Source organism: Burkholderia sp. 9777_1386 (genome assembly GCF_015712265.1).
GTDB classification, from domain to species: domain Bacteria; phylum Pseudomonadota; class Gammaproteobacteria; order Burkholderiales; family Burkholderiaceae; genus Burkholderia; species Burkholderia cenocepacia.
In genome coordinates this window covers 70145-94628 of sequence record NZ_JACCQB010000002.1, presented here as the reverse complement: position 1 = coordinate 94628, position 24484 = coordinate 70145, and the positions used below count along the sequence as shown (strand labels likewise).

Below are 24484 nucleotides of genomic sequence, written 5' to 3'. Positions count from 1 at the left end.
CACGGAGAACGACCAGCATGATGTTTTTGCCATCCAGAAAACCCCGCACGGACCGGGCCGGCATGACGGCCACGGAGCCGCTACGCGTGAACCGCGACGAGCATCTGGCGCGACTCGAGACGGATACGTTCGACGTACTGATCGTCGGCGGCGGCGTGACGGGCGCTTACGCGGCGTTCGACGCGAGCCTGCGCGGGCTGCGCGTCGCGCTCGTCGAGAAGAGCGATTTCGCGTCGGGCACGTCGTCGAAATCGTCGAAGATGGTGCACGGCGGACTGCGCTACATCGAGCAGGGCAATCTCGGGCTCGTGCGCCATTCGCTGCTCGAGCGGCAGCGGTTGCGGCGCAACGCGCGCCATCTCGTGCAGCGGCTGCCGTTCCTGTTCCCGGTGATGGAGCGCGAGGGCGTGTTCGACCGGCGTCTCGCGAAAGCCTTCGAAAGCCTGCTGTGGACCTACGACATCGCCGGCGGCTGGCGCGAGGGCATCCTGCACCAGAAGCTGACCAAGGCCGAGGTGTTGTCGCATTGCCCGACCTTCAACGAAACCTACCTGACGGGCGGCTTCCTGTACTTCGACGCGCGCGTCGACGATGCGCGCCTGACGCTGAACCTCGTGCGCACGGCCGCGTTCCATGGCGCGGCGGTGGCGAATCATGCACGCGTGGTGGAACTGACGCGCGACGGCCACGGCAAGGTCGACGGCGCGATCGTGCACGCCGACGGCCGCGAGCGGCGCGTGCGGGCACGCGTGGTGGTGATGGCGACCGGCGTGTGGCTGCGCGACTGGACCGGTGCACGCAAGGGCGACGCATCTGGATTGCAAGTGCGGCCCGCGAAGGGCGTGCACGTCGCTATTCCGTGGCTGAAGATCCGCAACGACTGCACGGTGACGATCCCCGTGCCGGGCCGCAACCGCCGCGCGACGATCACGCGCTGGGGCAACGTGTCGTATCTCGGCACGACCGACGAGGACTACGACGGTGATCTCGACGACGTGCACTGCACGCGGCAGGAACTCGATTTCCTGCTGGAAGGCGCGCGCTCCGCGTTGAAAGTCGACCTGAGCGCGGACGACGTGGTCGGCAGCATCGCCGGATGCCGGCCGCTCGTCGGGCCGCCCGGCGGCAAGACGATCGAGATGAAACGCAATCACGAGATCCATGTCGCGCCGGACGGCCTCGTGACGATCGTCGGCGGCAAGCTGACGACGTCGCGGCACATGGCCGAGCAGACCATCGATACGGTCGGCAAGCTGCTCGGCCGCCGCACGCGCTGCCGCACGAAATCGGCGTACCTGCTCGGGGCGGCCGGCTACGACCCGCAGGCGATCGTCGCATCGGGCGGGCTCGCCGCGCATCTCGGCGAACGCTACGGCACCGAGGCGCGCTTCGTCGGCGACCTCGCCGATGCGACGCCGTCGCTGCTCGCGCCGATCGTCGAAGGGCTGCCGTACAGCGAAGCGGAAGTGCTCTATGCGGTACGCCACGAATTCGCGCGCAGCGTCGACGACGTGCTGTCGCGCCGCACCCGCGCGCGGCTGATGGCGCGCGACGCGTCGGCACGCGCCGCGCCGCGCGTCGGCGCCATCCTTCAGGCGGAGCTCGGCTTGTCCGACGCGGCCATCGCCAGCCAGGTGCGCGACTACGTCGCCGCCGTCGCACTCGAAAAAGCCATCCTCATCGGAGAAAACGGATGATCAGCAAGGAAGCCATCAAGCGCGGCTACAACCGCGGCAACTACGTCGTCGGCGCGCATACGCCGCCGCCCTACGCACTGAACCTGCCCGCGACAGGCGGCGCGCCTGTCGAGGCCGGCATGCAGCGGGCGCCGGTCACGGTATCGCCGCAGCAGGTCGACGCGCTGCGCGCGGTGGCCGACGAGGTGCTCGTGCAGCCGGCCGACGTCGTCGTGTGGACGCGCGACTGGTGGGCCGCGTCGATGGTCGCGGAGACGGGCGGCCGGCCCGCGACGCCGCACGCGGTCGTCGTGCGCGTGTCGACGGTCGAGCAGGTGCAGGCCGTGATGCGCATCGCACACGCGGCGACGCTGCCGGTCACGGCGTCGGCCGGCCGCAGCAACGTGACGGGTGCGGCGCTGCCGGTGCGCGGCGGCATCGTGCTCGACGTGTGCGGGTTGAACCGGCTGGTCGGCGTCGACGCCGAGAGCCAGATCGTCGACGTCGAAGCCGGCATGTTCGGCGACGTATTCGAGGCCACGCTGCAGCGCGAGCACGGGCTGACGATGGGGCACTGGCCGTCGTCGTTCGGGATCAGCACCGTGGGCGGCTGGATCGCGTGCCGCGGCGCGGGGCAACTGTCGACGCGCTACGGCAAGATCGAGGACATGGTGTTCGGCATGGACGTGGTGCTCGCGGACGGCAGCCTCGTCACGCTGGGCGGGTATTCGCGCGCGGCGGTGGGCCCGGACCTGCAGCAGTTGTTCATCGGCAGCGAAGGCATGCTCGGCATCATCGTGCGTGCGCGCCTGAAGCTGCATCGGCTGCCGGACTACGGCCGTGCGCTCGCGTACGGCTTCGACACGTTCGCGGCCGGCCTCGACGCGTGCCGCGAGATCCTGCAGCGCGGCGCGAATCCGGCGGCGCTTCGGCTCTACGACGCGCTCGAGAGCGGCGTGCAGTTCGGCCTGCCCGACACGAACGTGTTGCTGATCGCCGACGAGGGCGCGCCGGAGATGGTCGATGCGGTGATGGCGATCGGCGCGCGCGTCGGCGACGCGAGCGGGCACAAGCTCGATGGCGACGCGATCTTCGAGAAGTGGCTCGACACCCGCTACCTGACCGGCAAGAGCGCGGAAGGCTTCAAGCGCAGCCCGGGCTTCGTCGCCGACACGCTGGAAATGTGCGGCCGCTGGCGCGACCTCGCGGCGATCTATCGCGACGTGGTGGCCGCGTTGCAGGCGGTGCCGGGCACGCTGGCCGGGTCCGCGCACCAGTCGCATGCGTACGCGGACGGCGCGTGCCTGTATTTCTCGCTGCGCGGCGACGTCGCGGTGGCCGAGCGGGCCGCGTGGTATCGCGCGGCGTGGGACGCGGCGAACGCGGTGCTGATCCAATACAATGCGGCGTTGAGCCATCACCACGGTGTCGGGCTGTTGCGTGCGCCGTACATGCGCGATTCGCTGGGCACCGCGTTTCCGGTGCTGCGGGCGGTGAAGCGCGCGCTCGACCCGAAGCATATCCTCAACCCCGGCAAGCTCGGTCTCGGCGACGAGACCGGCCCGCACGTCGACCGGTAAACGTCATGGACAAGTCGCTGGGCGCGCGTCTCGCCCGTCATCCCGTCATCGCCACGCTGTACGGTGTCGAGCAGGCCGACAGCTTCGTCGACAGCGCGGCCGAGGTCGGCATCGTCGCGAACGTCGACCTGCGGCGCTTGCAGGCAGTGGTCGCGGCGCTCGCCCGGGCCGGCAAGTTCGTGATCGTCAACATCGACAGTTGCGACGGGCTGTCCCAGGACAAGGGCGGCGTCGAGTATCTGGCCGATATCGGTGTCGCGAGCGTCGTGTCGACGCGCGTCGCGACGATCCAGCGCGCGAACCGCGCGGGGCTGATCACGATGCAGAAGGTGTTCGTGACCGACCGTTCGACGTGGCCGCGCAGCGTGAAGGCGATCGAGCAGAGCGATCCGAACCTGGTGCAGCTGATGCCGGCGCCGATGCTCGCGCACCTGAGCGAAGCCGACCGGCAGGCGCTGCCGCCGATCGTCGCGTCCGGTTTCGTCGGCAACGCGGACGACGTGCGCAGCGCGCGGCGGCACGGCGCGGTCGCGGTATCGACGAGCGACAGCGCGTGGTGGAATTTCGACCCGTCGGCGTGACGGGCTTGTGTCGAACCTGGAGCCCAGCATGAACGAACCCTATCTGCAGGTGATCGCGCATTACTTCGCAAAACCCGGCAACGGCGACCGCGTGGTCGAACTGCTCGCGGAACTCGCGCCGGCCACGCGCGCCGAGCCCAAGAACCTCGACTACGCGTATTTCCGGTCGCCGGAGCATCCCGACCACATCGTGATCCTCGAGCGCTACCGCGATGCGGACGGCCTCGACGCGCATCGGGAAACGCCGCATTTTCAGCGGATCGGAATCGGGGCGATCATGCCGTTGCTCGATCGCCGCGACGTGTCGCGCTACATGGTGCAGCCGGACACCGGCACGGCGACGCCACCGGGAGGCACCCGATGAATCCGTTTCAATTCCGTACCGTGCCGACGCAGATCGTCGAATTCGGCGCCGCGCGCCGGCTCGGCGCGCTGTTGCGCGAACGCTTTCCGGCGCTCGCGCGGCTGTGCGTCGTCACCGATGCGTTCCTGCATCGCAGCGGCGTGCTCGCGCCCGCGCTGGAGAGCCTCGCCGCGCACGGCTGGCAGGTCACCGTGATCGACGACGTGATCGCCGATCCGCCCGAGCACGTGGTGCTGGACGCGACCGAGCGGGCCGTCGCGGCCGATGCCGAGATCGTGCTCGGCCTGGGCGGCGGCTCGTCGATGGACGTCGCGAAGCTGATCGCGGTGCTCGCGCCGGGGCAGCAGGCGCTGGCCGACATGTACGGCGTCGACAAGGTCGCGAGCGCGCGGCTGCCGCTCGTGCAGATGCCGACCACGGCCGGCACCGGCTCCGAGGTCACGGCGGTGTCGATCGTCACGGTCGGCGAGGCGCGCAAGATGGGCGTCGTGTCGCCGCATCTGTTCGCGGACGTCGCGATCCTCGACGCGGAACTCACGCTCGGCCTGCCGCGCGCGGCGACGGCCGCCACCGGCATCGACGCGATGGTGCATGCGATCGAGGCGTACACGTCCGCACGGCTGAAGAATCCGGTCTCCGACATGCTGGCCACGCACGCGCTGACGCTGCTGTCGCGCAACCTGCTTGCCGCGTGCGACGACGGCCGGAACCGGCACGCGCGCGAAGCGATGCTGGTCGGCGCGATGTTCGCGGGGCAGGCGTTCGCGAATGCGCCGGTCGCGGCCGTGCACGCGCTGGCCTATCCGGTCGGCGGAATCTTCCACGTGCCGCACGGGCTGTCGAATGCGCTGGTGCTGCCGCACGTACTGCGCTTCAATGCGCCGGCCGCCGCGCCGCTGTATGCGGAACTGGCAGCCATCGTCGCGCCGTCGGCCACCGGCAGCGACGAAGCGAAAACGCATGCGCTGATCGCCGAGATCGACCGGCTGATCGTCGCGACGGGCATTCCGCGCACGCTGCGCGAAGTCGGCATCGGCGAGGCCGATCTGCCGAGGATGGCGTCGGACGCGATGCTGCAGACGCGCCTGCTCGTGAACAATCCGCGCGAGGTGACCGAGGCAGACGCGCTGGAGATTTACCGGCAGGCGTGGTGAGACGGCGGGCGGTGCAGCACATCGCCCGGCACGATTCACGACGCGCGCACGACCTGCCGCGCGGGCCGTGCCGCGACCCATGCGCATGCCAGCGCGACGGCCACCAGCACGCAGCCGGCCCACGGTGTAACGAGCAGTGCATTGCGCCCGACCAGTACGCCGCCGAACGCCGACCCGAGCGCGACGCCCGCATGCATCGCCGACACGTTGATGCCGACGCTCGCGTCGGCCAGCGACGGCGCGGTGTGGATCAGATAGTTCTGCACGATCGGCGAGATCGACCAGCTGATGCCGCCCCACAGCATCATTGCCGGCACGAATGCGAGCGGCGACGCACCGGCCGCCGGCAGCACGGCCATCGCGACGAGAAACACGGCCGGACATGCGCACAGCGCGCGCGAAGCGCCGAGCCGATCCGAGAAGAGCCCGCCGAGCCACGCGCCGGTCACGCCGGCCATCCCGAACGCGACGTACAGCCCTTCGAGCGCGGCCGCGCCGGGCGACAGCACGGCCTGCAGATATGGCGTGAGATACGCGAACAGCGTGAAATGCCCGCCGATCATCGCGATCGATACGCATTGCGCGGCGAGCAGCCGCGGCCGCGCCAGCACGGCGCGATACGACGGCACGCCGGAGGCGCGGGCCGCGGCAGGCGCCATGCGCGGCAGCCGGCGGGCGAGCCAGATTCCGAGCGGCAGCGCCGGCATCGCGATCGACACGAACATCGTGCGCCAGCCGGCCCATTCGGTGATGCGCATCCCGATCGGCACGCCGAGCACGAGCGACGCGCTGATCCCCATGAACACGATGCCGATCGCGCGGCCGCGTTGCGACGCCGGCGCGAGTTCGGCCGCGAAGCGCGTCGCGACGAGGATCAGCGTCGCGCAGCTCGCGGCCATCAGCACGCGCGCGGCAAACAGGCTCGCATAGCCGGGGCTCGCGGCGGCGCCCAGGTTCGCGGCCGCGAACGCGCCGAGCGCCGCGAGCAGCGCGGTGCGCCGTTCGACCCGTGCGACGAACGACGCGGCCACGAGCGCGGCGAGCGCGAACACGGCGGAGAATATCGTGGTGAGCTGTCCGGCAGCGGCGATCGACACGTGAAGGCCGGCGGAGATCGCCGGCAGGATGCCGACGCAGATGTTTTCGGCAACGCCGGCCAGGAACACGGCGGCGGCCAGCAGATACACGCGAACGTCCAACGCAAACCCCTCCTGTACGCGCGATGCGACGGCGCCGGGCAGGGGCGGGGCCGCATCGGATCGAATCGACGGATGGGTTTCGAGGCGAGGCTTCGGTTATCCCGGAAAGGAGGACGGTACCGCACGGTCGGACCATGCGCAAGTGCCGGTGCACGGTCGTCGCGGCGCCGGGCGGTCGTCTCCGGAACAGACGGCGGGCGGCGTGCAGCCGCCCGCCGGACCTACATGCGCGACGCGTCCGCGCCGGCCGCGACCACGTACGCCGATGCCTGCTTGGTGCCGTCCGGCTTCGTCTGCAGGTACACGCCCTGGATTTCCGGCTCGAAGCCCGGCAGCGCGTTGATCCCGGCTTCGAGCGCGCGGAAGTAGTCGAGCGCCGGGCCGCCCCACACTTCGCCCGGCACCACGCAGAAGATGCCCGGCGGGTAGGGCAGCGCGCCTTCGGTCGCGATCCGGCCTTCGATGCGGTCGAGCGTCACGAGTTCGACGTTGTTGCGGATCAGCTCGGCATTCGCGGCCTGCGGCAGCATCGCCTGCTTCGGGAACTGCGCGCGCCGGAACATCTGTTTCTGCAGATGCTTCATGTCGTGGCTGCGGTAGAAGTCGTGCATGCGCTGGCACAGCTGCCGCAGGCGCATTGTGCCGTACAGCTCCGGATACGCTTCGCACAGCGACGGAATCGCTTCGCGCAGCGGCGTGTCCTGGTCGAGATGGCGCTCGAACTGCGCGAGGTGCGCGACCAGATGCTGCAGCTTGCCGAAACTCTCCGATGGCGTGAGCAGGAACAGGATCGTGTACAGGTCGGCCTTCTCGGGCACGACGCCGTGCTCGCGCAGGTAGCGCGCGAGAATCGGCGCCGGCGCGCCGAACGCCGCGTATTCGTGCGTGTCGCGATCGATGCCGGGCGTCGTCAGCAGCAGCTTGCACGGATCGACGAAATACTGGTTGTCCGCATAGCCATCGAAGCCGTGCCACGTGTCGGCCGGATGGAAGCGGAAGAAGCGCAGGTCGTCGACGATCTGCTCGGTCGGATGGTCGGCCCACGGGCGGCCGTCGACCTGCTGCGGGACGAACGGGCGGATCTGGCGGCAGGTTTTCAGCAGCAGCTTGCGCGCGTCGACGCCGTGCGCGACGCAGTCGCGCCACAGGCGCTTGCCGGCCGGGCCCGCGTGCATCTGCGCGTTGACGTCGAGCGCCGCGAACATCGGGTAGAACGGGCTCGTCGACGCGTGGATCATGTACGCGTTGTTGAAGCGCCGGTGATCGCAGAAGCGCTTCTGGCCCTCGATGTGGCTGTCCTTCTTGTGGATCTGCGACGTCTGCGAGAAGCCGGCCTGCTGCTTGTGCACCGACTGCGTGACGAAGATGCCGGGATCGTCGGGGCCGAGCGTCAGCATCAGCGGCGAGCAGTCCTGCATCATCGGGATGAACTGTTCGTAGCCGACCCACGCCGAATCGAACAGGATGTAGTCGCACAGATGGCCGATCCGGTCGACGATTTCGCGCGCGTTGTAGATCGTGCCGTCGTAGGTGCCGAGCTGGATCACCGCGAGCCGGAACGGGCGCGGCAGGTCGGCGCGCTCGGGCGTGACGTCGCGGATCGCGTCGCGAATGCGCGCCTCGCCGAGCGCCGCGCTGTCGACGCCGCCGATGAGGCCCCACGCGTTGCGCGCGGTCTCGAGGTAGACCGGCCGCGCGCCGGACAGCACGAGCGCGCCGAGGTGCACCGACTTGTGGTTGTTGCGATCGAACAGCACGAGATCGTCGGGAGCGAGCAGCGCGCTCGTGACGACCTTGTTCGACGTCGACGTGCCGTTCAGCACGAAGTATGTCTTGTCCGCGTTGTAGATGCGCGCGGCGTTGCGCTGCGCTTCCAGCGCGGGCCCTTCGTGGATCAGCAGGTCGCCGAGCCGCACGTCCGCGTTGCAGAGGTCCGCGCGAAACAGCGTTTCGCCGAAGAAATCGAAGAACATCCGGCCGAGCGGATGATTCGAGAAGAACTGGCCGCCCTGGTGGCCCGGGCAGTCGAATTCGACGTAGCCGCGCTGCACGTATTCGCGCATGACCTTGAAGAACGGCGGCAGCAGGTTCTCGCTGTAGATGTCGGCGGCGGCGGAAATCTGCCGGCCGTAGTAATGGCGGCCGCCGTGCCGAAGCTGGATCACGCCGCTCGCGCTCGGCAGGACCGACGGCGGCACTTCCTGGTCGGGCTCGACCGCGACGAAGAACGGAATCGCGAAACCGGTTCTTTCGACGGTTTTCAGTACCTTTTCCGCGGAATCGATTCCGACGACGATTGCCGCGATATTCGTGAAATCGGTCTGGAATACGTCGACCTGTTCGCGCGTGGTGAGGAAGGCGCCGATCAGCGCCGGCTCGACTGCGATTTTCAACAGGCTCACGCGAACTCTCCGGTAAATGACCTGAAACGGGAGCCGTATTCGCGCCAGGACGCAATCGCGAACCGATACGCGCTACAGCCGATTGAAAACGGTCCCGCGAATGCCGATTGCCGATTGCGCACTGCATCAGGACCCTTGTGCGGCGCGGCACAGCCGCGATCGGGCCGTGCCCGGCGCAGCCGATCGTAGCAACAAAAACATACGAACTCAATCGGACCGGATCGAAATGCCATTGCGGCATGAGCATGATCAAATAATCGGAAATTGGCGTGCTGCGGCGCACATAAAAATGATCCAATGATGAAATCCGATTTGAAACGCGTCGATGGCTTTACCGAATCGTCAGCTTTTCATCGAAAGGCATCCATGGCATAGTCGGCTCCGAATTGGACGGCGAATCAAGCCGGAATGGCGAGCGTCTCATGCCGCTGCCCGTGGCCTGCTGTCCGCGTGCTCGTGAGACGAACAATACCAATCGAAGCAACGCAACAGCGAGGGCAACATCATGAATACTTCTGTCGGCGGCATCCGCCGTCTCGGCATGCGTGCGCTACTGGTCGACGACGAGATCGCGCAGGAAACCGCGACCGGGCGTGCGGTCCGCACGCTGAGCGCGGAGCTCGCGCAACGCGGTATCGACGTGCTGACGGCGACGTCCGCCGACGATGCCATCGTGCTGCTCCGCTCCGATCCGTCGATCCAGTGCGTGCTGCTCGACTGGGATCTCGGCGTGGACGGCCACGGGCCGTCCGAGGCCGTGGTCGACGCGATCCGGCATCGCAACGGCAGCGTGCCGATCTTCCTGCTGGCCGACCGCAGCGTCGCGTCGTCGGTACCGGCCGCGGTGATGGGCAAGGTCGACGATTTCGTGTGGCTGCTCGAGGATACGGCCGACTTCATCGGCGGGCGCATTCACGCGGCGATCGAACGCTATCGCTCGACCGTCCTGCCGCCGATGTTCGGCGCGCTCGCGAAGTTCTCGCGCGTGTACGAATACTCGTGGCATACGCCCGGCCACACGGGCGGCACCGGCTTCCTGAAATCGCCGGTCGGCCGCGCGTTCTTCGAATATTTCGGCGAATCGCTGTTCCGCTCGGACCTGTCGATCTCGGTGGGCGAGCTCGGCTCGCTGCTCGACCACTCGGGCCCGATCGGCGAAAGCGAACGCTACGCGGCGCGCGTGTTCGGCGCGCATCGCACGTATCACGTGACGAACGGCTCGTCGACGTCGAACCGCATCATCCTGATGGCGAGCGTGAGCCGCGACCAGATCGCGCTGTGCGACCGCAATTGCCACAAGTCGGCCGAACACGCGATGACGATGTCGGGCGCGATCCCGACGTACCTCGTGCCGACGCGCAACCGCTACGGGATCATCGGACCGATCGCCTCGGAGCGCCTCACGCAGACGGCGATCCGCGAGGCGATCGCATCGAACCCGCTCGCGGCCGGGCTGGCCGATCGCCAGCCGAAGCACGCGATCGTCACGAACTCGACGTACGACGGCCTCTGCTACAACGTGACGCGCGTCGAGGAGCTGCTCGGCGCGAGCGTCGACCGGCTGCACTTCGACGAGGCGTGGTACGGCTACGCGCGTTTCAATCCGATCTATCGCGACCGCCATGCGATGCACGGCGACCCGCGCGACCATCATGCGGACCGGCCGACGGTGTTCGCGACGCAGTCGACGCACAAGCTGCTGACCGCGCTGTCGCAGGCGTCCTACATCCACGTGCGCGACGGCCGCAGCCCGATTCCGCATGGCCAGTTCAACGAAACGTTCATGATGCATGCGTCGACGTCGCCGAACTACGCGATCATCGCGTCGAACGACGTCGCGGCCGCGATGATGGACGGCCCCGGCGGCGCCGCGCTGACGCGCGAGTCGATCGAAGAGGCCGTCGCGTTCCGGCAGATGATCGCGCGGATGAACGGCGAATTCGGCGCGAAGGGCGACTGGTTCTTCGAATGCTGGCAGCCCGACACCGTGCTCGAGGCGCGCACGGGCCGCACGCTGCCGTTCCACGATGCGCCGCCCGAACTGCTCGCGAGCGACCCGGCGTGCTGGGTGCTGCGCCCGGGCGCGCAATGGCATGGCTTCGGCAACATCGAGGACGGCTATTGCATGCTCGACCCGATCAAGGTGTCGATCGTCACGCCGGGCGTCGCGCCGGCCGGCGGCCTGATGCCGGTCGGCATCCCGGCGAGCGTCGTCACCGCGTATCTCGATGCGCGCGGCATCGTGGTCGAGAAGACGACCGATTTCACGATCCTGTTCCTGTTCTCGATCGGCATCACGAAGGGCAAGTGGGGTTCGCTCGTCAGCGCGCTGTGCGATTTCAAGCGCGACTACGACGCGAACCTGCCGCTCGACCTGGCGATTCCGTCGCTCGCGAAGGAACATGGCTCGCGCTATGCGGGCATGGGGCTGAAGGACCTGGCCGACACGATGTTCGCGGCGATGGAGCAGCTCGGCACGACGCGGCTGATGTCGGAGGCGTTCTCGATCCTGCCGAAGCCGGAGATGAGCCCGGTGCGCGCGTACGAGCATCTCGTGCAGGGTCGCATCGAGCAGGTGACGCTCGACGAGCTGGCCGGGCGTACCGTGGCCACCGGCGTCGTGCCGTATCCGCCGGGCATTCCGCTCCTGATGCCGGGCGAGAACGCGGGGCCGGCTGGCGGTCCGGTGCTCGGCTACCTGAAGGCGCTCGAAGCGTACGACCGGCGGTTCCCGGGGTTCGCGCACGACACGCATGGCGTGGAGGTCGAGGACGGTACGTACCGCGTGTACTGCCTGACGGCCTGACGCCCGACCGGGCGAACGAGCGACCGGCCGCGCGGCGGCCTCACATCGAAGGATCGACACCATGGAAAATGCAGCACGCGTGTCCGGCGCGGCCCCGGCGGCCGCGCAAAAACACCGGATGAACGTCTGGCAGCTCACCATTCTCACGGCGGTCAACATGATGGGCTCCGGCATCATCCTGCTGCCGTCGAAGCTCGCGCAGGTCGGCACGATCTCGCTGCTGTCGTGGATCGTCACGGCCGGCGGTTCGCTCGCGCTGGCCTATGCGTTCGCGCGCTGCGGGATGCTGAGCCGCAAGCCGGGCGGGATGGGCGGCTACGCGGAGTACGCGTTCGGCAAGGCCGGCAACTACATGGCGAACTATACGTACGGGCTGTCGCTCGTGATCGCCAACGTCGCGATCGGCGTCACGGCGGTCGGCTACGGCACCGTGCTGTTCGACGCGACGCTGTCGCCGCTGCAGACGGGCCTGTGGACGATCTTCCTGCTCGTGCTGACGACGGTCGCGAATTTCGGCGGCTCGCGCATCACCGGCCGGATCGGCGCGGTGACGGTGTGGGGCGTGATCATTCCGGTGGTCGTCGTGTCGCTGATCGGCTGGTTCTGGTTCAGCGGCGCGACCTGGGGCGCCGCGTGGAATCCGCACGACATGCCGTTCGGGGCGGCCGTCGGCAGCTCGATCGCGGTGACGCTGTGGGCGTTCCTCGGGCTCGAATCGGCGTGCGCGAACTCGGACGCCGTGGAGAATCCGGAGCGCAACGTGCCGATCGCCGTGCTCGGCGGCACGATCGCGTCGGCGATCTTCTACATCGTGTCGACCAACGTGATCGCGGGGATCGTGCCCAACGCGATCCTCGCGAAGTCGAACGCGCCGTTCGGCATCGCATTCGCGACGATGTTCACGCCGACCGTTGGCACGATCGTCACCGCGCTGATGGTGATCGCGTGCATCGGCTCGCTGCTCGGCTGGCAGTTTACGGTCGCGCAGGTGTTCAAGAGCTCGGCGGACGTCGGCTACTTCCTGCCGGTGTTCGCACGTGCCACGCGCACGGGCACGCCGATCGTCGGCATGGTGATCCTGCTGGTCGCACAGGTCGCGCTCGCGCTGATGACGATCAGCCCGGAGCTGAGTAGCCAGTTCCAGAAGATCGTCGATCTCGCGGTCGTCACGAACCTCGTGCCTTACGTGATGTCGATGGCCGCGCTGATCACGATCCAGAAGGTCGCGAAGGTACCGCCGGGCAAGGCGCTCGTGACGAACGTGGTCGCGATGGTCGCGACCGCGTACAGCTTCTATGCGCTGTTCAGCTCGGGCGAGCAGGCGCTGATGCTCGGCGGCCTGTGCGTGTTCCTCGGCTGGACGCTGTTCGGCTTCGTCAGCGCGCGTTTCTACCAGATGGAAGTCGATGCGCACGTGAAGGAGCCGGGGAAGTCGCTGCAGGCGTGATGGCGGCGCAGGGCGGCGACTACCGGCGATGCTTCGTCAGCAGCAGCGGAACTTCCTTCTTCAGCAGGTCGACGACGGCGCGCACGCGTGGCGGCAGCGGGCGCTGCGCGTGCACCAGCACATTGAGCGCGAAGTCGGGAACGTCGTAATACGGCAGGAGGCGGACGAGCCGGCCATGCGCGAGCGCATCGGTGCAAGCCGGGTGCTGGACCACGCCGATGCCGCCGCCCGCCGTGATCGTATCGAACATCGGGCGCCAGTGGCTGGCGGTCATGACGGTGCGGATGCGCGCGTATTCGACTGCGCCGCCGTCGCGCTGCAGCGGTACCTGTTCGTTCGCGAACACGCCTTTCACGCGGATGAACGGATGGTTCGCGAGATCGGCCTTCGTGTCGATCGGGCCGTACTGGCGGAGATACGACGGCGCGGCGACGAGCACGCGGCCCACCGCGCCGAGCGCGTACGCGACGAACCCGCCGTCGCCGAGCTGGCCGACCCGGATCGAAATGTCGACGCCCTCGGTGACCGGATCGACGATATCGTCGTTCAGCACGAGGTCGATGTGCAGCTTCGGGTACGCGGTGCGGATCTGCATCAGCACGCCCGGCAGCACGACCTCGCCGAAACATTGCGGCGCCGCGAGCCGGATCGTGCCGTCGAGCGCATGCTCCGTCTTCGATACCGACGCAACGGCCAGTTCGGCCGCTTCGAGCAGCGCCTTGCTGCGTTCGTAGAAAATTCGGCCTTCCTCCGTGCACGCGAGGGTGCGGGCACTGCGCATCAGCAGTCGCGTGCCGAGGTGCTTTTCGAGCTTCTCGATGCGCTCGCTGACGGCCGGTTGGCCCATGTCGAGATCCCGCGCCGCGCCGGACATCGTGCCGCGCTCCACGACCCTCACGTAGATGCGCATCGTCGCCAACAAATCCATGAAGTCGCGCCTCGTGTCTTCCGGTTCGATTTTTACCGATCGACGGATGGTACCAAAGCGGCGAAGGGGCGACGGAGTGTGTCGGGCCGATACTGACTATCGGCCGGTGCGCCCGTGGCACCGCCGAAGCCGCGTGCGTTCATCCGCACGGTGAGCGAAAATCGGCCTTCTTCCGCGCGACACGACAGGAGGCCCGACATGACGCAACGGAATGACGCCCGACGCACGCACTGCGTCGCATGGCAGATCGTGCAGACGTGGCAGGCGGCCGAATGGTGCCGGCTCGACGAGTCGCAAACGGGCATCGCGCTGTCGGGGGCGGTGACGGGCGCGCTCGACGGCACGCCGTTCCGGATCGACTACGCGATCGCATGCGGCGCCGACTGGCTCACCCGTTCGGCGCGCGTGACGCGGTGGACCGGCACGGCGCCGCCACGGCAATGGGACATCGCTTGCGATGCCGGGCAGTGGACGATCGACGGCGTCGAGGCGCCGATGCTTGCGGGCGCAACCGACATCGATCTCGGCTTCAGTCCGTCGACCAATACGCTGCCGATCCGGCGGCTGGCGCTCGCCGTCGGCGAGTCGGCCGAGATTCGCACCGCGTGGCTGCGTTTCCCCGGTTTCGACATCGTACGCGGCGAGCAGCGCTATGCGCGCACGGCGCCGCACGTGTATCGCTACGAGAGCGGCACGTATGCGGCCGATATCGGAACCGACGACGCGGGCCTCGTCACCGACTACGACGAATGGCGGCGCATCGGCGCGACGCCTGCATCGTGACGCGTCAGCGTGCGCTTGCCACCGACAGCTTGCCCGGGATCAGCTTCAGCGTGCTGAACGCGTCGGCAATGTTCTGCTGGTACGCGACCGTCGCGTCCGTGATCGGCTGCACGCCGTAGCCGGCGCGCTTGAGCGCGACTTCGAGCGTCGGTGCGTCGAGGCCGACGAGCGGCGACAGTTGCGCGGCCACCTCGGGCACGTGATCGCGCGCCCAGCGATCGACCGCGTCGACTTCGTCTAGCAGCGCGCGCAGCACCTGCGGATGCGCGGCCGCGTACTTGCGCGCCGCGAGGTAGTACTGCGTGTTGCGCACGAGAGCGTCGCCGTTCGCGACCACGCGCGCGCCGAGCTGCCGTTCGGCGGCGGCCAGATACGGATCCCAGATCACCCACGCATCGACGCTGCGCTGCACGAACGCGGCGCGCGCGTCGGCCGGCGTCAGGTAGATCGGCTGGATGTCGGCGTACGCGAGGCCCGCATGCTCGAGCGCCTTCACCAGCAGGTAGTGGACGTTCGAGCCCTTGTTGAACGCGACCTTCTTGCCGCGCAGTTGCGCGACGGTGCGGATCGGCGAATCGGGCAGCACGACGATCGCCTCGCCCTGCGGCGCGGGCGGCTCGTTGCCGATGTAGACGAAATCGACGCCGGCGGCCTGCGCGAAGATCGGCGGGGTTTCGCCGACCGTGCCGACGTCGATCGCGCCGGCGTTCAGCCCTTCGAGCAGTTGCGGGCCGGCCGGGAATTCGAGCCATTGCACGGTGACGCCCTGGTTCGCGAGACGCTTCTCGAGCGTGCCGCGTGCCTTGAGCACGACGAAGTTGCCGTATTTCTGGAAGCCGATGCGCAGCCGCGTGCCGTTGGCCTCGGCCCGCGCGGGCACGGCCGCGAGCGGGCCGAGCGCGAGCCCGGCCAGCCCGGCGGCCGCGCCGTGCAGCCACTGGCGGCGGCGCGGGTTCGCCGGGTTCGTTTCAAGGTCTGCGTGCGGGGTGTCGTTCATCGGAATGTCCTGCGTGCGGGTTCACGGACCGCGCGCGGGGGCGGCGCGGCCGGCGCAGGACCGGGCCGGATGCGGGCGACGCACGCAACGGGCCGGCCCGCGCCGGATTCAGGACGATACGGCCGCGCGGGCCCGCGGCCAACCAACGAATGCTGATATGCAAATCAGCGGGCGCACGATACCGGCCCGCGGTGGAGCCGGGCGCGACCGTTTTCACTCGCTGACGAGCAGACGTTCCTCGATCGAATCGACGCGATCCGGGTAGAACGCGAGGTGCCCGCGAATCGATTCGACGGCCGGATTCGGATGCTCGTACGTCCACACGGCATTGATCGAGCGTTCGCCGCCGGCGGGGATCGAGTAGTACGCGCAATCGCCCTTGTACGGGCAGTACGTCGCGTGGTCGGTACGTTGCAGCAGCGACATGTCGGCATCCTCGCGCGGAATGTACAGCACCGCCGGATAGCTGGCCTCGCGCAGCACCAGCGCGTGGCGCGTATCGGCGACGACCTTGTCGGCCACCTTCACGATCACGCGGGACGAGTGCGGTTCGATCAGGATCGGATGATCGGGGCCCGGCGATTTCACCGGACGAGAGGGCGTATCGGGGCTGAGCGGCATCGTGGTTCCTCCAGAAAGGGCGGCGCGCACGGACGCGCCGTGCCGGCACGTGCGCGCGGGGCGGATTCCCGCGCGGGGGTGTCGGCGTCGGCCAACCGATACGATGCGCCCATTCCGGAGAACCTGCAGGGGGCCGGAAGGCCATGCGGTGGCGCGCGAATGGTCGCGACGGTTTCGACGGTTTCGTCGCGCGTGCCCGGGCGGCCCGCGGTGTTCGGCATGGACGCGCCGCTCGCATGGACTTTTCGATGCAGCGGCAGCGGGATGCATCGGCGACGATAAGCAACGCGGAATTAATTGGTAAGCGATCGGCGGGAGGCGCGCGAAGATCGGCGGTCGTCATTCGCATGACAGCCCTTGCTTCCATCCGCCACCATGAAGAATCCTTTCGTTTCGTCAGCCGCGCGCCGTACGCGCGGCGTACCGCATGCCGGCGCCGTGCTTCGCGGCGTCGCCGCGTCGTTGCTGCTGGCCGGCGCCGCGACGCACGCGCTCGCCGCACCCGCCGGCAAGACGCTCGTGTACTGCTCCGAAGGTAGCCCGGCCGGCTTCGATCCCGGCCAGCACACGACGAGCACCGATTTCGATGCGAGCACGTACACGATCTACAACGGGCTCGTGCAGTTCAAGCGCGGCACGCTCGATCTCGTGCCGTCGCTGGCGACGAGCTGGGACGTGTCGCCCGACCAGCGCACGATCACGTTTCATTTGCGGCGCGGCGTGAAGTTCCAGACCACCGCGTGGTTCACGCCGACGCGACCGTTCCAGGCCGACGACGTCGTGTTCACGTTCCGCCGGATGCTCGACCCGGACGATCCGTTCCGCAAGGCCTATCCGGTCAGCTTCCCGTATTTCAGCGATCTCGGCTTCGACCGCAACATCGAGCGCATCGAGAAGGTCGACGACTATACGGTGCGCTTCGTGCTGAAGTCGCCCGACGTCGTGTTCGTGCGCAATCTCGCGATGGCGTTCGCGTCGGTGCTGTCGGCCGAATATGCGGGGCAGCTCGCCGCGCGCCATCGCGAGTCCGACATCAACCAGTTCCCGGTCGGCACGGGGCCGTTCCTGCTGCGCACGTACCAGAAGGATGCGCTGATCCGCTACGACGCGAATCCCGACTACTGGAAACCGGACGACGTGAAGCTCGCGCGCCTCGTGTTCGCGATCACGCCCGATCCCGCCGCGCGCTTGCAGAAGCTCGTGGCCGGCGAATGCCAGGTGTCGGTGTTTCCACGGCCGGCCGATCTCGAGACGGTGCGGCGCGACCCGAGGCTGACGCTGTTTTCGGGGACGGGCTTCAACGTCGGGTTCGTCGCGTACAACACGCAGCATCCGCCGCTCGATCGCGTCGACGTGCGGCGCGCGCTCGACATCGCGATCGACAAGACGGCGATCATCAAGACCGTGTTCAACGGCGACGCGACGGTCGCGACGAACCCGATGCCGCCCGCGCAATGGTCGTACAACCCGCGCCTGAAGGACGCGCCGCGCGATCCGGGCGCCGCGAAGGCGCTGCTCGCGCAGGCCGGCTTTCCGAACGGCTTCGACCTGACGCTGTGGGCGATGCCCGTGCAGCGCCCGTACAACCCGAATGCGCAACTGATGGCGCAACTGATCCAGCAGGACTGGGCGAAGATCGGCGTGCGCGCGAAGATCGTCAGCTACGAATGGGGCGAGTACAACCGCCGCGCGAAGCACGACGGTCAGCACGACGCGATCCTGTACGGCTGGTCGGGCGACAACGGCGACCCCGACAACTGGCTCGGCACGCTGCTCGGCTGCGACGCGGTGCACGGCAGCAATCTCGCGAAGTGGTGCAACAAGGACTTCGAGCAGCTCGTGACGGCGGCGCGTTCGAACGCGGATGTCGCGAAACGCACGGCGCTGTACGAGCAGGCGCAGGTGGTGTTCAAGGACCAGGTGCCGTTCACGCCGATCGCGACGTCGATCGTGTCGCTGCCGATCTCCAAGCGCGTACACGGGCTGACGTTCTCGCCGCTCGGCGGGCACCGGTTCGACGGCGTGTGGCTCGATTGACGGAAGTGGGGGCCGGCGCGTTCGTACGCGCCGGCGTTCGCCGCGTCAGTTGAGTGCGACGGCGGCCGCGGCCTCGACCGGCGTGCCTTCGAGTGCGACCGACGGCCGGCCGTCGGGGCCGACCGGCACGTCGCCGATCAGTGTCGTGCGATACAGCTGGCGATCGAAGTCGAGATCGAAGATGTCGACGGGCGCGAGATGGGCGGTCGCACGGTTGTCCCAGAACGCGATGCTGCGCGGCTCCCATTTGAAGCGGATCGTGAATTCCGGCCGCGTCACGTGTTCCCACAGCAGTTCGAGCAGCGCCTGGCTCTCGCGCGGCGTCAGCCCGACGATCGATTTCAGGAAGCTCGGGCTCACGTACAGCGCGCGTTCGCCGGTTTCCGGATGCACGCGCACGAGCGGATGCTCGGTCACGAGCGGGCGGCGCTCGACGGCGTCGTCGAATGCGCCGGTCGCGCGCGCGCCGGGCGGCGGCGTGAAGCGATGGATGCCGCGCAGGGTATCGACGAAGCCGCGCAGCGGCGCGGACAGCGTTTCGTACGCGCGCACGAGGTTGGTCCAGTGCGTGTCGCCGCCGTACGGCGGGATCGTCACGCCGCGCAGGATCGACGCCCACGGCGGGTTCACGGCGGCCGTCACGTCGGTGTGCCAGCCGGTCCAGGGCCGGCGCACCGGTTCGCCTTCGAAACGCGTCGCCTTGCGATGCTTCGCGATCGAATAGACGGCCGGATGGCCGTCGACGTGCCCGAACACCGGGTGGCCGACCGTCGGTTCGCCGAATTGCGCGGAGAACGCGACATGCTGCTCGTGCGTGAGGAATTGTTCGCGGAAGAAGACGACGCGCCATTTCAGCAGCGCGGTGCGGATCGCCGCGATCTGCGGCGTGGTCAACGGTTGCGTGAGGTCGACGCCGCGGATTTCCGCGCCGATATGGGCGGACAGCGGGATCACGTCGACCGGCTGGGCGGCGGGTTCGAGTAGGGCGCTCATGCGACGCTCCTGGCGGTTGTGAACGGGAGAGACGGACGACATCGTTGCGCGTGCAGGCGTCGGTCAGGTGGCGTGCGGTTCATCGCGGGTGTCCTCCAGGGAAATGGCGCGGCGGCGCGGGAAAGGGCGCCGCCGCGGGACGTGGACGTTATTGCAGCGTGGCGCCCGGCCCCTTCAGCAGGACGCTCCGGCGTCCGTCGATGCCGACCGGCACGTCGCCGTGAACGGTCGCGCGGCGCACGACGCGGCGCGCATCGCCGTAGTCGTTGATCGCGTAGTGCTGGGTCGCGCGGTTGTCCCAGATCGCGACGTCGCCTTCCCGCCAGTTCCAGCGCACGGTGTTTTCGAGGCGCGTCACGTGCTCGTGGAACACCTGCAGCAGATGCGCGGAATCCTGCGCCGACAGCCCCTTGAGCCGCTGCACGAAGTGGCCGAGCACGAGCGTGCGCTCGCCGGTTTCCGGATGCACGCGCACGACCGGGTGCTCGGTTTCGTAGACGGTCGACGTGAACACTTCGCGGTAGCGCTTCAGTTGCGCATCGTCGGCATGCACGTGCGTCGACGCATAGTCGTACGCGTTCGTATGCAGCGCCCACAGCGTGTCGGCGAGCGCACGCAGCGGGTCGGGCAGATGCGCGTACGCGGCGGCCGTGTTGGCCCAGACGGTATCGCCGCCGAATGGCGGAATCACGACCGCGCGCAGGATCGAGATCTTCGGGTACGCGTCGACGAAGGTCACGTCGGTGTGCCACGAATTGGCGCGTGCGCCGTGCGCGGAATCGAGTTCGAGCAGGGCCGCGCTGCCGTCGACGGACGGCACGGTCGGGTGCGCGACCGTGTCGCCGAAGCGGCGGGCGAATGCTTCCTGTGCGGTGTCGTCGAGATGGTGCTGGCCACGGAAGAACAGCACCTTGTGGCGCAGCAGCGCGGCCTGGATCGCGTCGAACGTCGCATCGTCGAGCGTGGCCGACAGCCGCACGTCGGCGATTTCGGCGCCGATCCGGCCGGCGACCTGGCGAAGCTGGAGCGGGACGGCGGCCGGGCGCGGTGCGGCATGCGAAGCGGGCGAAAACGACGGAGCGGCGTGCTGGACTTCGGACATCGGGAGTCTCCTGGAGTCGGGGTCGGTCGAATCTCCATTCAAGCAGGGACCGCGCGGAACCGGAACCGATGAATCGTCACAACCTTAGCGTGCGCGCTGCGATAAACGATATGTGTCGTCCTGCTGAACAAGGCGCGCGCGTCGCGTCGCTACCACGCGAGCCTCCATTCGCCGATCCGGTGCGGGCGCGCCGCGTCGATGCGCGTGCCGCCCGACGCGTCGTCGCCCGGCGGCTCGCCGTCGTCGAAATCGGCGAGTACGGTGTCGCGCAAGCGCGCGAATTCCAATGAATCGCGCCGGCGCGGGCGCGGCAGCGCGACGTTGACGATGCGCGCGATGCGGCCCGGACGCGGCGCCATCGTGACGACGCGGTCGCCGAGATAGACCGCTTCGTCGACGTCGTGCGTGACCAGCATCATCGTGATGCGTTCCTGTTCCCAGATGCGCAGCAGTTCGTTCTGCATCTTCGCGCGCGTCTGCGCGTCGAGCGCGCCGAACGGCTCGTCGAGCAGCAGCACGCGCGGCCGGTTCACGAGGCCGCGCGCGATCGCGACGCGCTGCGCCATCCCGCCCGACAACTGGTTCGGAAACGCGTGCTCGAAGCCGTTCAGCCCGACGAGCGCGATGTGTTCCGCGACCGCGCGCCGTTTCGCGGCCGGGTCCAGCGGTGCGTTGCGCAGTGCGGCGCCGATGTTCTGTTCGACGGTCAGCCACGGGAACAGCCGGTGATCCTGGAACACGATGCCGCGCTGCAGCGACGTGTCGCGCACGCGTTCGTCGCCGGCACGGATTTCGCCCGTGTAATCGGTATCGAGTCCGGCGACGAGCCGCAGCAGCGTCGACTTGCCGCAGCCGCTGGCGCCGACGATCGTGACGAATTCGCCGGCGCGCACGTGCAGCGAGACGTCGTCGAGCACGGCGAGCGTCGTGCCGCGCTGCGTGTAGTGCTTGCTGACATGGAGGATGTCGAGCGAATCGGAGGCGAGGGTCGTCATGGCGGTCCGGGGAAGAGGGCGACAGGAAGAAAAAGGACGCTCAACGGGGCAGGTCGCCGCGCCGGGCCAGCACCTTGCGTTCGAGCGCGCGCGCGGTCGCGTTCAGCGCCCAGCCGGTCACGCCGACGACGATGATCCCGAACAGCACGAGATCCATCCGGAACTGCTCGCTGCCGTCGATCAGCGTGTTGCCGATCCCGCTGCCGGCGACGAGCAGGTACTCGGCGCCGAGCGTCGCGAGCCACGAATAGATCAGGCCGAGATACAGGCCGGTGAAGATCGACGGCAGCGCGGCCGGCAGGATCACGTGGCGGATCAGCTGGAGCCGCGAGTAGCGCAGTGCGCGAGCGACATCGACATACGCGCGCGGCACTGCGTGAATGCCGTCGCAGGTATGGGCGGCGACGGGCAGCAGCGCGGCGAGCGACAGGAACACGACCTTCGCGACGTCGCCGAGCCCGAACCACACGGAAATCAGCGGAATCCACGCGAACAGCGAGATCTGCTTGAACGTGTCGAAGCTCGGGCCGACCATTCGCGCGGCGATGCGCGACAGCCCGAGCGCGGCGCCGAGCAACAGCCCGCCCGTCGCGCCGATCGCGAACCCGCACGCCTCGCGCGCGAGCGATGCCGACAATGCACGGCCGAGCGCGCCGCTCGCGGCCTGCGCCCACGCGGTGTGCAGCACGTCGGCGGGGCCGACGAGCAGGCCGCTTTTCACGAGATGGGCGGAAGCGACGGCCCACCAGCACGCCAATGCGGCGAGCGGCAGGACGAAGCCGCGCCAGTCGGGTGCATGCAGGCGGCGGGCAGGCGTGGCGGGCGGTGTCGTTGACGGCGTGGCGGCGTGGGGCACGGGCGACTCTCCTTCGATTGGTCGGGCGGACCGGTTCAACCGCGAAACGCGGACGGCACGCCGCGGCGCAGGCGCGCTTCGAGTGCGTCGAGCGCCCGGTTGATCAGCAGGCCGACCGCGCCGACCACGACCACGGCCGCCATCACGAGATCGAGCTGGAACAGTTGCCGCCCGTACACGATCAGGTAGCCGAGCCCTTCGGACGACGCGACGAGTTCGACCACGACGAGCGCGAGCCACGATTTCGTGAACGCGAGCCGCACGCCGGTCGCGAGCGTCGGAATCGCGGCCGGCAGCACGACGTGGAGGACGCGTTGCCGGCGCGTGTAGCCGAACCCGCGCGCGACTTCGTCGAGCGCGGGCGGCGTCTGGCGAAACCCCTGCAACGTGCTCAGCGTGACGGGGACGAGCGCTGCATGCGCGATCAGCAGGTATTTCAGCGGTTCGCCGACGCCGACGAGCAGCAGCAGGAACGGCAGCCAGCCGAGCACCGGAATCTGCACGAGCGCGTTGAAGCTCGGCAGCACATAGGCTTCCAGCGTGCGCGACAGTCCGAGCGCGACGCCGAGCGACACGCCGAGCAGCGTGCCGGCCGCGAAGCCGACGAGCACGCGCTGCAGGCTGATCAGCGTGTGGCGCGCGAGATCGCCGCTCGATGCGAGGTCGGCCAGCGTGTCGACCACGCGTTCGGGCGGCGGCAGGATCTGCGGCGCGATCCAGCCGCGCGCGCTGCCGACGCTCCATAGCGCGAACAGCAGCGCGGGCAGCGCCCACGGTGCGAGCTGCCACGCGAGTCGTCGCAGCGCCGCCGCGCGGCGCGGCGGCACGGCGAGCGCGGGCGATTCGGACGACGGGACGGGAAACGCGGTGTCGCTCATCGGGGCGGTCCGGGTCAGGAGAGGGGCTTGCCGGCCGCGTCGTAACGTTGCCAGTAGTGTTCGAGCTTCAGCGTGCGCAAGGCATTGTCGAGATATTTCGGCTCGAACCAGCCGTCGACGTCGACCGGCTGGCGGATCAGCTTCAGGTTCAGCGCATCCTGCGCGACGGCCTTGTAGCGCGCGATGACGAACGGGTCGATCAGCGGGGACAGGCGGTCCTTCAGGCGCTGGTTCGCGTAGTCGTCCTGCCACGACGAATACGGCACGCCGCTTTTTGCCCACAGCTTGAACAGCGCATCGCGGTTCGCCTCGTCGGACGACCATTGCGCACCCTTCACGAACGCGGTGACGACGCGCTGCACGATGTCCGGATGCGCGCGGTCGAAATCGTCGAGCACGAGCAGGTGGGTCTGGCGCGTCAGCTGCGGGCCGTCGTTCTGCGATTCGTAGATGATCTTCGCGAGGCCCGCGTCGCGCAGCTTGTATAGCGCGTAGTCGCCCACCGACGCGTCGATGCCTTTCGACGCGAGCGCGGCGAGCGAACTGGCGGCGTCGAGGTTGATCACGCGCAGGTCACGTTCGCCGAGGCCGTTCTTCGCGAGCGCGTTGTCGGCGACGAGCTGCAGGTTGGTGCCGCGGAAGATCGACACGCGGCGGTCCTTCAGGTCCTTGATCGAGCGGATCGTCGAGTCGGGCGGCACCGCGATCTTGATGCCCGAGCGCACGCTCGCGGCGAGCAGCAGGCGCGTCTTGATCCCGTTCGAGCGCGCGAGCACGGCGGGCAGGTCGCCCTGGTACGCGAAGTCGAGCGCCTTGTTGGCGATCGCCTCGTTGACGGCCGGGCCCGCGCCCTTGAAGAACAGCCATTGCACCTTGATGCCGTCGGCGGCGAATTCCTTCTCGACGAGCTGTTGCAACTGCACGGTGGCGGCGCTCGATCCGCCGAAGGTGGGGGGATCGCCGGCGCCTTGCTGGGCAACGCCGATACGCAGGGTGGTGGGCTTGTCGGCGTGCGCGGCGGCGGCCGGCAATGCAACGAGGGACGCGATCAGCAGCGATCGCAGCAGGCGCAGTGGAAGCATGGA

The 24484-nt window shown here is 68.6% G+C and carries 20 protein-coding genes; 9 read left to right on the top strand and 11 right to left on the bottom strand.

What is annotated here, in order from left to right; translation table 11 throughout:
• Positions 1 to 17 precede the first annotated feature (17 nt).
• Genes H0X91_RS02480 through H0X91_RS02460 form a run of 5 tightly spaced genes read left to right on the top strand, consistent with a single transcriptional unit; the run spans position 18 to position 5355 of the window.
• Positions 18 to 1697, top strand: coding sequence for a glycerol-3-phosphate dehydrogenase/oxidase (locus tag H0X91_RS02480; RefSeq protein WP_196432780.1), 1680 nt, complete (start codon positions 18 to 20; stop codon positions 1695 to 1697).
• Positions 1694 to 3256 (top strand): FAD-binding oxidoreductase, encoded by a 1563-nt coding sequence (locus H0X91_RS02475; RefSeq protein WP_196432779.1) that lies wholly within the window; start codon positions 1694 to 1696, stop codon positions 3254 to 3256. Before H0X91_RS02480 ends, H0X91_RS02475 begins: the two co-directional genes overlap by 4 nt.
• Before the next feature lie 5 nt (positions 3257 to 3261).
• Positions 3262 to 3837 carry a glycerol-3-phosphate responsive antiterminator gene (locus H0X91_RS02470; protein WP_006488888.1) on the top strand — a complete coding sequence of 192 codons (576 nt, stop codon included), beginning with the start codon at positions 3262 to 3264 and terminating at the stop codon, positions 3835 to 3837.
• Between the two features lie 28 nt (positions 3838 to 3865).
• Entirely contained in the window at positions 3866 to 4201 is a 336-nt protein-coding gene (locus H0X91_RS02465) for a putative quinol monooxygenase (protein WP_034202541.1), read from the top strand.
• Positions 4198 to 5355, top strand: coding sequence for an iron-containing alcohol dehydrogenase (locus tag H0X91_RS02460; protein WP_006495922.1), 1158 nt, complete (start codon positions 4198 to 4200; stop codon positions 5353 to 5355). The genes H0X91_RS02465 and H0X91_RS02460 overlap by 4 nt, the downstream gene beginning before the upstream one ends.
• Positions 5356 to 5390: 35 nt before the next feature.
• Here H0X91_RS02460 and H0X91_RS02455 read toward each other — a convergent pair whose 3' ends face one another.
• Together H0X91_RS02455 and H0X91_RS02450 are read right to left on the bottom strand one after the other, a co-directional pair.
• Positions 5391 to 6554, bottom strand: coding sequence for an MFS transporter (locus H0X91_RS02455; RefSeq protein WP_196432778.1), 1164 nt, complete (start codon positions 6552 to 6554; stop codon positions 5391 to 5393).
• A 221-nt stretch (positions 6555 to 6775) separates the two neighbouring features.
• Complete coding sequence (locus H0X91_RS02450) at positions 6776 to 8956, bottom strand: ornithine decarboxylase (RefSeq protein WP_196432777.1); 2181 nt, start codon at positions 8954 to 8956, stop codon at positions 6776 to 6778.
• 505 nt (positions 8957 to 9461) lie between these two features.
• Between H0X91_RS02450 and H0X91_RS02445 the strand changes: the two genes are divergently transcribed.
• Both H0X91_RS02445 and potE read left to right on the top strand, forming a co-directional pair.
• Entirely contained in the window at positions 9462 to 11762 is a 2301-nt protein-coding gene (locus tag H0X91_RS02445; RefSeq protein ID WP_006495918.1) for an Orn/Lys/Arg decarboxylase N-terminal domain-containing protein, read from the top strand.
• Positions 11763 to 11823: 61 nt separating this feature from the next.
• Complete coding sequence (gene potE / locus H0X91_RS02440; RefSeq protein WP_006488914.1) at positions 11824 to 13209, top strand: putrescine-ornithine antiporter; 1386 nt, start codon at positions 11824 to 11826, stop codon at positions 13207 to 13209.
• A gap of 19 nt (positions 13210 to 13228) precedes the next feature.
• On the opposite strand, the gene H0X91_RS02435 is transcribed toward potE, so the two are convergent.
• Positions 13229 to 14137: a LysR family transcriptional regulator gene (locus H0X91_RS02435; protein WP_062885439.1), complete on the bottom strand. Its 909-nt coding sequence runs from the start codon at positions 14135 to 14137 to the stop codon at positions 13229 to 13231.
• Positions 14138 to 14335: 198 nt separating this feature from the next.
• Here H0X91_RS02435 and H0X91_RS02430 point away from each other — a divergent pair, with 198 nt between their 5' ends.
• A complete protein-coding gene (locus H0X91_RS02430; RefSeq protein ID WP_060263526.1) occupies positions 14336 to 14920 on the top strand; it encodes a putative glycolipid-binding domain-containing protein in 585 nt (194 codons plus the stop codon).
• Between the two features lie 4 nt (positions 14921 to 14924).
• Here H0X91_RS02430 and H0X91_RS02425 read toward each other — a convergent pair whose 3' ends face one another.
• Both H0X91_RS02425 and H0X91_RS02420 read right to left on the bottom strand, forming a co-directional pair.
• Complete coding sequence (locus H0X91_RS02425) at positions 14925 to 15917, bottom strand: sulfonate ABC transporter substrate-binding protein (RefSeq protein WP_006495915.1); 993 nt, start codon at positions 15915 to 15917, stop codon at positions 14925 to 14927.
• Between the two features lie 213 nt (positions 15918 to 16130).
• Complete coding sequence (locus tag H0X91_RS02420) at positions 16131 to 16538, bottom strand: DUF427 domain-containing protein (protein WP_006486183.1); 408 nt, start codon at positions 16536 to 16538, stop codon at positions 16131 to 16133.
• Positions 16539 to 16913: 375 nt separating this feature from the next.
• Between H0X91_RS02420 and H0X91_RS02415 the strand changes: the two genes are divergently transcribed.
• The gene (locus H0X91_RS02415) at positions 16914 to 18575 is read left to right on the top strand and encodes an ABC transporter substrate-binding protein (RefSeq protein WP_006486177.1); all 1662 of its coding nucleotides are present in this window, start codon (positions 16914 to 16916) and stop codon (positions 18573 to 18575) included.
• Between the two features lie 45 nt (positions 18576 to 18620).
• Here H0X91_RS02415 and H0X91_RS02410 read toward each other — a convergent pair whose 3' ends face one another.
• The 6 genes from H0X91_RS02410 to H0X91_RS02385 all read right to left on the bottom strand — a co-directional run bounded on the left by H0X91_RS02410 (position 18621) and on the right by H0X91_RS02385 (position 24481).
• Positions 18621 to 19568 (bottom strand): TauD/TfdA dioxygenase family protein, encoded by a 948-nt coding sequence (locus H0X91_RS02410; protein ID WP_080323719.1) that lies wholly within the window; start codon positions 19566 to 19568, stop codon positions 18621 to 18623.
• Between the two features lie 148 nt (positions 19569 to 19716).
• The gene (locus H0X91_RS02405; protein ID WP_006486182.1) at positions 19717 to 20670 is read right to left on the bottom strand and encodes a TauD/TfdA dioxygenase family protein; all 954 of its coding nucleotides are present in this window, start codon (positions 20668 to 20670) and stop codon (positions 19717 to 19719) included.
• Between the two features lie 149 nt (positions 20671 to 20819).
• The gene (locus tag H0X91_RS02400) at positions 20820 to 21665 is read right to left on the bottom strand and encodes an ABC transporter ATP-binding protein (RefSeq protein WP_006495911.1); all 846 of its coding nucleotides are present in this window, start codon (positions 21663 to 21665) and stop codon (positions 20820 to 20822) included.
• Between the two features lie 40 nt (positions 21666 to 21705).
• Positions 21706 to 22521, bottom strand: coding sequence for an ABC transporter permease (locus tag H0X91_RS02395; RefSeq protein WP_006486184.1), 816 nt, complete (start codon positions 22519 to 22521; stop codon positions 21706 to 21708).
• A gap of 35 nt (positions 22522 to 22556) precedes the next feature.
• A complete protein-coding gene (locus H0X91_RS02390) occupies positions 22557 to 23399 on the bottom strand; it encodes an ABC transporter permease (RefSeq protein WP_196432776.1) in 843 nt (280 codons plus the stop codon).
• A 14-nt stretch (positions 23400 to 23413) separates the two neighbouring features.
• Positions 23414 to 24481, bottom strand: coding sequence for an ABC transporter substrate-binding protein (locus tag H0X91_RS02385; RefSeq protein ID WP_006486187.1), 1068 nt, complete (start codon positions 24479 to 24481; stop codon positions 23414 to 23416).
• Positions 24482 to 24484 lie beyond the last annotated feature (3 nt).

Coding starts and splice junctions, on each gene's coding strand:
- H0X91_RS02430 (WP_060263526.1), top strand. CDS start 14,336: ATGACGCAACGGAATGACGCCCGACGCACGCACTGCGTCGCATGGCAG.
- H0X91_RS02420 (WP_006486183.1), bottom strand. CDS start 16,538: ATGCCGCTCAGCCCCGATACGCCCTCTCGTCCGGTGAAATCGCCGGGC.
- H0X91_RS02445 (WP_006495918.1), top strand. CDS start 9,462: ATGAATACTTCTGTCGGCGGCATCCGCCGTCTCGGCATGCGTGCGCTA.
- H0X91_RS02410 (WP_080323719.1), bottom strand. CDS start 19,568: ATGAGCGCCCTACTCGAACCCGCCGCCCAGCCGGTCGACGTGATCCCG.
- H0X91_RS02460 (WP_006495922.1), top strand. CDS start 4,198: ATGAATCCGTTTCAATTCCGTACCGTGCCGACGCAGATCGTCGAATTC.
- H0X91_RS02400 (WP_006495911.1), bottom strand. CDS start 21,665: ATGACGACCCTCGCCTCCGATTCGCTCGACATCCTCCATGTCAGCAAG.
- potE (WP_006488914.1), top strand. CDS start 11,824: ATGGAAAATGCAGCACGCGTGTCCGGCGCGGCCCCGGCGGCCGCGCAA.
- H0X91_RS02475 (WP_196432779.1), top strand. CDS start 1,694: ATGATCAGCAAGGAAGCCATCAAGCGCGGCTACAACCGCGGCAACTAC.
- H0X91_RS02480 (WP_196432780.1), top strand. CDS start 18: ATGATGTTTTTGCCATCCAGAAAACCCCGCACGGACCGGGCCGGCATG.
- H0X91_RS02405 (WP_006486182.1), bottom strand. CDS start 20,670: ATGTCCGAAGTCCAGCACGCCGCTCCGTCGTTTTCGCCCGCTTCGCAT.
- H0X91_RS02435 (WP_062885439.1), bottom strand. CDS start 14,137: ATGGATTTGTTGGCGACGATGCGCATCTACGTGAGGGTCGTGGAGCGC.
- H0X91_RS02470 (WP_006488888.1), top strand. CDS start 3,262: ATGGACAAGTCGCTGGGCGCGCGTCTCGCCCGTCATCCCGTCATCGCC.
- H0X91_RS02390 (WP_196432776.1), bottom strand. CDS start 23,399: ATGAGCGACACCGCGTTTCCCGTCCCGTCGTCCGAATCGCCCGCGCTC.
- H0X91_RS02425 (WP_006495915.1), bottom strand. CDS start 15,917: ATGAACGACACCCCGCACGCAGACCTTGAAACGAACCCGGCGAACCCG.
- H0X91_RS02415 (WP_006486177.1), top strand. CDS start 16,914: ATGAAGAATCCTTTCGTTTCGTCAGCCGCGCGCCGTACGCGCGGCGTA.
- H0X91_RS02385 (WP_006486187.1), bottom strand. CDS start 24,481: ATGCTTCCACTGCGCCTGCTGCGATCGCTGCTGATCGCGTCCCTCGTT.
- H0X91_RS02465 (WP_034202541.1), top strand. CDS start 3,866: ATGAACGAACCCTATCTGCAGGTGATCGCGCATTACTTCGCAAAACCC.